Genomic DNA, 2,678 nt, shown 5'->3' with positions numbered 1-2,678 from the left:
GCGATCTACATTGCCACCGGCGGTCATCTGGATGACTTGGTCGTCTCGGCCGGCATGTCGGTGGACCAAGGCGATCTGATCGCAACGCTGTCCAACCCCGAAGTCGTTCATCAATTTTCGAAAACCGAAGCGCGGGTGAAGTCCCAACGCGAACTGTTCCAAACGTTGAAATCCAGTCGTCTGAAACTTCCCGATGCCGCCAATGAATTGCCGGTGGCCGAAGCCGTACTCGTCGAACTGGAACAGCAACTCGAAACACATCGGCGACGGCGTGAGGCATTGAAGATTCGCGCGCCGGCGACGGGACGGTTGATCGCACCGCCGCGACGTCCACTGACCACGGATCCCGCTTCAGGCCAAGCGACAGATTTGACGCTGACCCGATGGAGCGGCGATCCGACGGAGTCCCGCAACCGCGGGTGTTTTGTCGAACCCGGCACCGAATTGTTCACCGTGGTCGGCGCCGACCGCTGGGATGCCGAACTCGTGGTCTCCGCGTCCCAAGTCCAACGCATCAAGGTTTCCAACGCGGTCAAGTTGGTCTTGGAATCAGACCCCGCGCATCCGCTGACCGGGACCGTCGCCGAGATCTCCTCGAAACAGTGGACCGTCGACGACAACCGACAACGACGCGACGACGAACAGGCAACACGGAGAGAGACGCCGGATGAAACGTCGTACGTGGTCCGTGTCGAACTCGACCTGACCGATTTCGCCGCCCGAGATGCCGTGATCACGGGAACCGACGTCTCGGCACGCATCACTGCCGAACCGATTTCGGTTTTGGGTAGAACCGTCAGATTCTTAACCCGGCTGCTGCGGTTTCGCTAAGACTTCAGCGGGAAGCGTGACGGCTTGTTGATTTAATCAGCCGTTTGGCGCGAGCCTACGGGCGCCGGCGAGTAATCGACATGATGAATGCCCGTACGCTTGCGCGAAACGGCTGATCCCACGTGTGATCGGATTAAATCAACAGGCCGGTGAGCGAGCGGCGCCTGCAAAACGGTACGAAGCTGTATCGAACGGAAATAACCGCAAGGCAATGGATGACGTGAAGAAGGTGGTGACTCGTCAGCATTTAGACACACAAGATCATTTGTCATCGAACGACGAGGGGGAGTGACCGTCCGGTCGATGAAACCAGAGCAATGAATCAGCCTGATCGAAGGCGTTCTATTTGTTGTACCAAATCAATGTCGACGGCCGCCTCCAACCGTCTTGCAGCTGCGAGGCAGTACTGCCAATCGAGCTGTTTCGCATGGATTTCGACGATGCCCTCTACATCATCCAGATCTCTTGGGCGCCCAGCCAGGATCTTCAACACAACCAAATCCTCTGGAGTCGCTACAAAAATCTCGCAACCTTCGAAGATCATCGGATCGGCCCGCTCGACGATTTCTTTCTCAAAACCAGAAAGACCGACCGCCAAAATGCCTCCTCCAGGCCACAAAGTAAGATGAGGTCCAGATCTTCCGTTGCTCGAATTCGTCCCCTAATCGAAGCAGCAAGTCCACCGATCAGCGCGTATCGAACGTTCCGCGTCTCCAACAGCCTTGCGAATTTGGCCAACACCTCGATCAACATCTGCTTCTACGACCACTCATTCGCTTGAGTTGAACGCCGCGACCTGTCTGAGCCGGATCGGAACTTTTTCAGCCAACCACTGTTTTTGACGATCGACCGAGGCCGCATTAGGTTTTTCTGCGCCCTTACAGACAGCGACTAATTCGGCAAAACGTTCTGCCTTCTGTATCGGACTGGCCTGCCGCTCAAAGTCGAGGCGAGCCATCGCGGTGGCCGCTTCAAAGTAGCGAAAGTCATGTTTCGGGGCGTAGCTCATGCCCCCAGTATAACCTCCAGACCTCGTGAGTCGATTCCGCCCCCCAGCGGCCTACACCGGGCACTTTTCGGGCGACTCAATTACAGCGAAGCTGTTTTGGATTTGCTCTCGCAAGCTGAAGTTGCATCGACGGCTGCTTCCAAGCCGTGGGTGATCTTCGCATCGGTCCCATTTACCGGCGTTCTGATTCGCGGGCGTGAACGATCCAACCTAGTTCGCGAACTGGACGGGAGTGGTCACCATCGCATCTCGCTCGTCGGTCAACGCGATGAACCATGTATTGGCGTTCCCCGGCGGCCGGGGCGCGGTGACTTCATCGCTGGCGATTTCCGCCGAAAGACTTTGCCAATCGCGTTTTGAACGCAGCCCCGTATCGGTCGTGTAGTGCAACTGCGCAGACTTGAGGGGCACGACACTGGTGTACGACAAGCGGACCGCTTCGCCGTCGGTCGCCATCGCACCAGGTACCGGCAGAGGCGTGCCGCCGCGGCAAAAGGAATCGATGTACAAGCCGATCTCTTGGGGAGCCCAACCGGGCTGGTGCCCGTGTCGCATCTTGACCTCGATGCGCATCTGCTTTCGCCCTGGCACCACATCGTAGCTCTTCTGGTAACTGTCCAGTGGGTAGTGAATGTCATTTGTGCCGTTGACAAACAGTATCGGTACGCGGCAGCGAACGAGCAGACTCGACGGATCGTACGCTCCGATCCACTGCTCGCGTCGATCACCCAATTTGTCGATAGCCGGCTTTTGCACCGATTCACCCTGATACAGAAAACCGCAACCGTAAACGGGGACAGCGGCTTTGAAACGATCATCGACCGAAGCAACCAGACAG

At 57.2% G+C, this 2,678-nt stretch carries 4 protein-coding genes; 1 reads left to right on the top strand and 3 read right to left on the bottom strand.

Features of this window, described 5'->3' with window-relative positions; translation table 11 throughout:
* Nucleotides 1-831, top strand: an 831-nt coding sequence (locus ABX749_RS28820; RefSeq protein ID WP_372899075.1) for an HlyD family efflux transporter periplasmic adaptor subunit, incomplete at its 5' end; no start/stop codon positions are given.
* A 322-nt stretch (nucleotides 832-1,153) separates the two neighbouring features.
* Here the strand turns inward: ABX749_RS28820 and ABX749_RS28815 are convergent.
* From ABX749_RS28815 to ABX749_RS28805, 3 genes are all read right to left on the bottom strand, one after another.
* The gene (locus ABX749_RS28815; protein ID WP_372899074.1) at nucleotides 1,154-1,429 is read right to left on the bottom strand and encodes a nucleotidyltransferase; all 276 of its coding nucleotides are present in this window, start codon (nucleotides 1,427-1,429) and stop codon (nucleotides 1,154-1,156) included.
* A 171-nt stretch (nucleotides 1,430-1,600) separates the two neighbouring features.
* Entirely contained in the window at nucleotides 1,601-1,840 is a 240-nt protein-coding gene (locus ABX749_RS28810) for a hypothetical protein (protein WP_372899073.1), read from the bottom strand.
* Nucleotides 1,841-2,050: 210 nt separating this feature from the next.
* Nucleotides 2,051-2,678 (bottom strand): PhoPQ-activated protein PqaA family protein (locus tag ABX749_RS28805; RefSeq protein WP_372899072.1); only part of this gene is annotated, 628 nt, incomplete at its 5' end.

This window comes from Stieleria sp., assembly GCF_041595215.1.
Lineage (GTDB): Bacteria > Planctomycetota > Planctomycetia > Pirellulales > Pirellulaceae > Stieleria > Stieleria magnilauensis.
Note: the sequence above shows the minus strand (reverse complement) of the source record. Positions and strands in the feature narration are given on the sequence as shown.

Excerpts from the sequence above, each read along its gene's own strand:
- ABX749_RS28810 (WP_372899073.1), bottom strand. The coding sequence starts at position 1,840 with ATGAGCTACGCCCCGAAACATGACTTTCGCTACTTTGAAGCGGCCACC.